Source organism: Bacillus sp. V59.32b (assembly GCF_003429085.1).
GTDB lineage: Bacteria > Bacillota > Bacilli > Bacillales > DSM-1321 > Peribacillus.
The window spans coordinates 21695-28973 of record NZ_QVTC01000008.1 but is presented as its reverse complement, the minus strand read 5'-3'; the positions used below and the strand labels follow the sequence as shown (position 1 = coordinate 28973).

The window sequence follows — 7279 nt, the reverse complement described above, 5'->3', positions numbered from 1 at the left end:
TCATCATCCATGAATAGGCACCGCACGAGAAAATGCGTATGCATTTTCGAGGAGTCTCGGATATCCTCGCCAATCAATTTTGTTGCAAAATTAACTGAGGTATTACGTTAATCATTATTAAACCACCAGTTATGGTGAAGAACCAAAAATGATTTCTTATGTTAAACATGTCTATTCGGATGTTTTAAAAACGGGGATAAAAAATGTATGATATAAATAAGAATCATCATAAGATTTTAGCTTTTCGAAGTTTAATAAATAGTAGAGACCGATTTAATATTCTTAACCTATCCCTGCATTCTTAAGGAAGGAACACCAGGTGACAGTATGAAAAAAATCTTTTCTTTTCTTAAGCCATACAAGCTGCCGATAGCTGTTGCTCTTTCTCTGATGCTAGTCGAATTGAGCGTCGAACTGATCCAGCCTATCTTAATGGCAAAAATTATTGATGACGGCATTTCACAGAAAGACCTATCTACGGTCTACCTTTGGAGCGGTGTTTTGGTCGGGCTCTCTGTCCTGGCCTTTATATGTGGTATCGCGAATTCATTTGTTTCCTCCCATGTGAGCCAGGGTTTCGGATACGACGTGAGAAAAGGTTTATTCGAGAAAGTCCAATCCTTTTCATTTACAAACCTGGATAAAATTCCGACATCGTCGCTGATAACGAGAATGACGAATGATGTATCGGCTCTTCAAAATACCGTGTTTATGGGACTGAGAATCATGCTTAGGGCGCCGTTGCTCGTTATTGGCGGAACAATTATGGCATTACTCGTGAATTTTAGGTTGTCATTCATTCTTTTAGTTTCGATTCCGATTATTATTTTCTTTCTAATATGGATTATGAACCGGGCCGGCAAGCTGTTCAAGTCTGTCCAGGAAAAACTTGATCACGTCAATGGCGTGATGCGTGAAAATTTAACAGGGATGCGGTTAATTAAGGCGTTCCTAAGAAAGGAATATGAAATTAATCGGTTCGAGAATGCGAGCGAACAATTAAAGAAGAAGATGGTTGCTTCATTCAGATTAATCGAAACAACGATGCCGATCCTGCTGCTGGTTATGAACCTGAGCATCATCATCATTCTTTGGTTTGGCAGGGAGCAGATTGCTGCGGGAGATATGAATGTCGGGGAGCTTGTGGCAATCATCAATTATGCCACTAGGATTACCGCCTCCTTCTCTATGTTTTCCTGGCTGATTATGGCATTGTCAAGAGCACGGGCGTCTTCCCAGCGGATAAATGAAGTCTTTGATACGGAAGTTGACCTGCTAGATTCAATAGATGTTGAGGCATCAGCAGAAATCAGGACAGGCAAAGTGGAGTTTAAATCGGTTTCTTTTCGTTATCCCACAACGGAAGTCCCGGTATTACGTGATATTTCCTTTACTGCCGGGTCTGGGGATACGGTTGCTATCATGGGAGCGACCGGTTCCGGGAAAACATCGCTGTTTCAGTTGATACCGCGTTTATACGATCCGGATGATGGAGAGGTACTCGTTGATGGCCGGAACGTCAAACAGATTCAGCTTGATAGCCTTCGAAAACAAATTGGCGTTGTTCCGCAGGAGGCTCACCTTTTTACAGGCACAGTCCATGAAAACATCTCGTGGGGAAAAGCAAGTGCGTCGGATGAAGCGATTATCGAAGCTGCTATAAATGCACAAATTCATGAAACGATTATGAAACTGCCCATGCAGTATGATACGATGCTTGGCCAAAAGGGAGTCAATCTCTCAGGGGGGCAAAAACAACGTTTATCCATTGCGAGAGCGCTTGTCAGAGAACCAAGAATTCTTCTTTTGGACGATAGCACCAGTGCGCTTGATTTAAAAACGGAAGCACGATTGCTCCACGCGTTGAAGAAATATTCGTGCACAACCTTAATCATTACCCAAAAAATCAGTACGGCGAGAAAAGCCGATTTAATTTTGTTAATAGAAGATGGAAGTCTGATTGCGAAAGGCACCCATGAGCAGATGCTTAAAGGCAATGCTCTTTATCAAAAAATTTATCAATCACAATTCGGAGAGGAGGCCCTTTAATATGAGACGAATTGCGCCTCCTTCTAGTTCGGGGCACGCATCACACCCAAATACTGTCCAGAAAAATAAATCAAAGCCACAGGACTGGACGATGACGATAAAACGGATATGGAAGTACTTAGCTGCTAATAAAGGTTTATTGATTCTTGTTTTGTTCATGATCGTCATAAGCTCGGCGCTAGGTCTTCTTGGACCTTATCTAGTAGGTACGGCGATCGATGACTATATCGTGAAAAGGGAAAACAGCGGTTTTCTTAAGCTGTTGCTTGGTTTGTCTTTTGTTTATGCCTTTTACTCGCTGTCAACCTGGCTGCAAAATTTTTGGATGATTGGGATTGCCCAGGATACGGTTAAAGGGATGCGCAATGAGCTTTTCGAGCAACTGCAGAAACTGCCGATTCCCTTTTTCGATCATCGTCAGCATGGAGAACTGATGAGCCGTGTGACGAACGATATCGAAAATGTCAGCTCAACCCTAAATAGCTCGGTTATCCAGATTTTTTCAAGCATATTGACGCTAGCGGGGACAGTGGGAGTCATGCTGTGGCTTAGTCCGTTGTTGACGTTGCTGACATTGCTGATTGTGCCGCTGATGTTTGCCGGGATGAGGTGGATTACGAGCAGGACAGGGAGGCTGTTTAAGGAACAGCAGCGGAATCTTGGAGAATTAAACGGTTTTATTGAGGAGACTATTTCAGGACAACGGATTGTTAAAACATTCTCCCAGGAAGAACAGATGCTCGGCGATTTTATCGAACGAAGCGGAAAGCTAAGGCAGTCTGGCTATTTGGCGCAGGCTTACTCCGGATTTATCCCGAAATTGATGAATGTATTAAATAACCTCAGCTTTGCCGTCATTGCTGGTGTCGGAGGGATTCTAGCTCTGAGAGGATTCATATCAATCGGGACCATTGTTATTTTTACAGAGTATTCGAGACAGTTTACCCGGCCTTTAAATGATCTCTCCAATCAGTTTAATACGCTTCTTTCCGCGGTGGCCGGCGCAGAGAGGGTATTTGAAATCCTGGATGAGGAACAAGAAGAGCAGGATGAAAAACAAGCTGAACGCCTTGAGAGAATGGATGGGAATGTGGAATTTAATCATGTTTCTTTTTCCTATGAAAAAGACGGAAATACGATAAGTGATGTCAGCTTTCAAGTTCCAAAGGGTGAAACGGTTGCGCTGGTTGGACCAACTGGTGCAGGGAAAACGACAATCATTAATTTGTTGTCCCGTTTTTATACCCCTGATAGCGGGCGGATTTTGGTGGATGGCCATGATATCAACGGCATTAAAAGGGAAAGCCTGAGGCGCCATATGGGGTTTGTGCTCCAGGATTCTTTTTTGTTTCAAGGAAGCATCCGTGAAAACATCCGTTACGGAAGGCTCGATGCTACGGACACAGAGGTGGAGGAAGCAGCACGATCAGCTAACGCTCATTCATTTATCATGAAGCTGCCCGAGCAATATGATACGGTTTTAAAACAGGATGGCGGCGGGATCAGCCAGGGACAAAGACAGCTGATTTCGATTGCCCGTGCGATTTTGGCCGATCCAATCATATTGATACTGGATGAAGCGACAAGCAGCATTGATACGATTACGGAGTTAAAAATACAAGAGGCGCTGCAGCGGTTGATGCAGGGTAGAACGAGTTTTGTCATTGCCCACAGGCTGGGTACAATTCAGCAGGCAAATCAGATTCTCGTCCTGGAGGAAGGACGGATTATTGAGAAAGGGACACATGAATCACTTCTGAGTGAAAAAGGTTTCTATTATGGGCTATATCATAGCCAACTGCAGGCAAATGAACATTTGACGGGATGAAAAAGGACTGTAAGGAGTCCTTTTTTTGGTTAAATTACCTTATCTGCCTAAGTGCACGATGTCTAACTTTGCTTTAAGGCATGCCATTTAATTGAGTTTTCTTTACACCAAAAGTCCTATTTTAAAACTAAAATGAAACTTATCACGGTAGTTCTCGTATAATTGAAAGGAAATCCCATTTTCCAAGGTGTAAATGTGCTAGAAAAGGGGTATTTGATAAGTGGCAATTTTCTACATAATTTTTAAATGAGATTGTTAAAAACGGGGAGGTTTTTTTATGAAACGTACAGGTGAATATGTATTAGGAATTATCGGGGTCATTTTATCAGCTCTTATGACGGGGCTGGGGGCGATATTTATTTTCTTTCAGGGAAGTGAAGATTTCGAACGAGGAATAGAAGATGAATTCGCTAATGATCCGACGTTGAACTCTGGCGATGTGGAGATGATTATGGATAGTATGGACATATTAGGACCGATTGGCTGGTTACTTATCGTTGCAGCAATTTTGGGATTTGTGTTTGGTCTAATTGCTGTTCTCTTACTGAAGAGCAAGCCTAAGGCAGCGGGAATCCTATTCATTGTTGGCGCCGTGCTAGTTGGTTTAATCTCTGTTGGAGCGGGTTTCTTGCCTGGGCTTCTCTATCTGATAGCCGGAATTATGTGCCTTGTCCGTAAACCAAAGACGGATGAGCCTGTCGTCCTCTAAAGAGATCGATATCAAGTGATATATGAAGTCGTCTATTTCGTAAAACGTAAAATGCCGGGAAAGAGAATCTGCGTTGGTTCTTTTTCCTATGAGCATATCTTTTGTAAATCGTAATCATTACGTTTATTATACATATATAAACTATAAATGAGGTGATAAGCTTGAAACCAGAAATACATCCAGACTATCGTAAAGTAGTGTTTATGGATATGAACAGCGGCTTTACGTTTTTAAGCGGATCAACGAAACCATCGAATGAGACGATTGATTGGGAAGATGGCAACACGTATCCACTGCATAAGGTGGAAGTGAGTTCAGATACCCATCCGTTTTATACCGGACGGCAAAAGTTTGCGGATAAAGGCGGAAGAGCGGAACGCTTTATGCAAAAATATAATCTTAAAAAAGAAGACGAATAATACGGAAGCCTGCAACACTAGTTGATGCAGGCTTTTTTATTTGACTTTCATTTATATTATTGTGAGAAATTAATTGTTTTAAAACAAGGGTTAATTTATAATTCAAAATAGAAAGAAAATTCTAAACAGGGAGGAATTGCAACAATGCTTAATTCTTTAAAATTGTAAGGATAAAAATCAAACAAAGAGATAACGAACTTGAGAGGTGAGGGAATATTGAAAGCGCTTAAATCGATTCTTTTATGGGGATTAATTTCCGCTATTGGGGCCGTTAGTTTTGGGGTCGTTGCCTTAAAACGCGGAGAGAGTATTAATGCAATTTGGATTGTGGTCGCTGCTGTTTGTGTATATGCTGTTGCTTACCGCTTTTATAGTAAATTTATTGCACAAAAAGTATTTGAATTAGATGATACACGTCAGACACCTGCAGAGGCAAATAATGATGGAAAAGACTATGTCCCGACAAATAAATGGGTGCTTTTCGGCCATCACTTTGCGGCCATCGCAGGTGCAGGTCCGCTCGTCGGTCCAATTTTAGCTGCACAAATGGGTTATCTGCCTGGAACCCTTTGGATTGTGGTAGGCTGTGTCTTAGCTGGTGCCGTACAGGATTTTATTATTTTGTTTGGTTCCATGCGTAGAAACGGAAAGTCACTCGGTGAAATCATTAAAGAAGAAATGGGCCCTGTAACAGGGTTAATTGCGATGGTTGGTATTCTGGGAATCATGGTTATATTATTAGCGGTTCTTGCTTTAGTAGTCGTGAAAGCGCTTGTAGGAAGTCCGTGGGGAATGTTCACGATTGCTGCGACTATTCCAATCGCAATATTCATGGGAATATACATGCGATACATACGTCCCGGACGAGTGGGTGAAGGGTCAATTATAGGGATTGTGTTATTGCTTCTATCTCTATATGGTGGTCAATTGGTAGCAGAAAATCCTACACTCGCCGCGATGTTTACATTCTCAGGTGAATCGATTGCACTTATGATGATTGCATACGGATTTATAGCTTCCGTACTGCCTGTATGGCTGTTGCTCGCTCCCCGGGATTATTTAAGTACATTTTTAAAGGTTGGAACAATCGTAGGTTTGGCAATCGGAATCCTTGTAGTGGCGCCAAATCTCGAAATGCCTGCAGTCACTCAATTTGTGGATGGAACAGGTCCTGTTTTCTCAGGGAATCTCTTCCCGTTCTTATTCATTACGATTGCTTGTGGAGCCGTTTCCGGTTTCCACTCGCTCGTCTCATCGGGTACAACGCCTAAGATGATTGAGCGTGAATCACATGCGCGTCCAATTGGTTACGGAGCGATGCTTACAGAATCGTTTGTAGCCGTTATGGCCATGATTGCAGCATGTGTTTTGACGCCGGGGATTTATTTTGCGATTAACAGCCCCCCTGCCGTAATCGGGACAGAACCTGTCGCTGTTGCCGCGACAATCTCAGATTGGGGCTTCGCACTGACACCGGATGATTTAACCGATCTTGCCGATAAAGTAGGCGAAGAATCGATCATATCCCGCACAGGCGGTGCACCGACACTCGCAATTGGGATGGCTGTCATTTTCTCCGAGGTAATCGGCGGTGATGCGATGATGGCATTCTGGTATCACTTTGCGATTCTTTTTGAAGCGTTATTTATCTTAACGACAATTGATGCAGGGACCAGGGTAGGAAGGTTCATGATCCAGGATATAATTGGTTCCTTCTATAAACCTTTCTCCAAAACAGATGCATGGGTGCCGAATGTCATTGCGACTGCACTTTGTGTCGGAGGCTGGGGATACTTCCTGTACCAGGGAGTGATCGATCCGTTAGGCGGAATCAATACGCTATGGCCGTTATTCGGAATCGCAAACCAGATGCTCGCTGGAATTGCCCTGTTGCTGGGAACTACAATTCTATTCAAAATGGGCAAAAAAGCTTATACATGGATCACTCTTCTGCCTACGACATTTATTTTAATCGCAACCATGACAGCGGGCTGGCAAAAATTATTCCATGAAAATCCAAGGGTTGGTTTCTTATCTCATGCACAAGTCTTCAAGGATGCAATTGATAAGGGAGAGGTCCTTGCTCCAGCAGCAAATATGGGACAAATGAAGCAAGTGTTATTTAATGATTATGTGGATGCAGCCCTTTGTGCTTTCTTCATGATTGTTGTTATTACCGTTTTCATATCAGCTGTCCGACTTTGGATAAAGATCTTCAAGAAACAGGAAGTAACGCTTCATGAAACGCCATATGTATCCCGTACGTAACAGGAG

Annotated in this window: 5 protein-coding genes; all 5 read left to right on the top strand. The window is 42.8% G+C overall.

What is annotated here, in order from left to right:
* Nucleotides 1–327: 327 nt before the first annotated feature.
* On the top strand, nucleotides 328–2049 hold the full coding sequence (locus D0463_RS02425) for an ABC transporter ATP-binding protein (RefSeq protein ID WP_117304677.1): 1722 nt from the start codon (nucleotides 328–330) through the stop codon (nucleotides 2047–2049).
* A 1-nt stretch (nucleotide 2050) separates the two neighbouring features.
* A complete protein-coding gene (locus D0463_RS02420) occupies nucleotides 2051–3877 on the top strand; it encodes an ABC transporter ATP-binding protein (RefSeq protein WP_117304675.1) in 1827 nt (608 codons plus the stop codon).
* Between the two features lie 277 nt (nucleotides 3878–4154).
* Nucleotides 4155–4586: a DUF4064 domain-containing protein gene (locus tag D0463_RS02415; RefSeq protein WP_117304673.1), complete on the top strand. Its 432-nt coding sequence runs from the start codon at nucleotides 4155–4157 to the stop codon at nucleotides 4584–4586.
* A gap of 161 nt (nucleotides 4587–4747) precedes the next feature.
* Nucleotides 4748–5005, top strand: coding sequence for a type B 50S ribosomal protein L31 (locus D0463_RS02410; RefSeq protein WP_117304671.1), 258 nt, complete (start codon nucleotides 4748–4750; stop codon nucleotides 5003–5005).
* A 216-nt stretch (nucleotides 5006–5221) separates the two neighbouring features.
* Nucleotides 5222–7273: a carbon starvation CstA family protein gene (locus D0463_RS02405; RefSeq protein WP_117304669.1), complete on the top strand. Its 2052-nt coding sequence runs from the start codon at nucleotides 5222–5224 to the stop codon at nucleotides 7271–7273.
* Nucleotides 7274–7279: the final 6 nt, after the last annotated feature.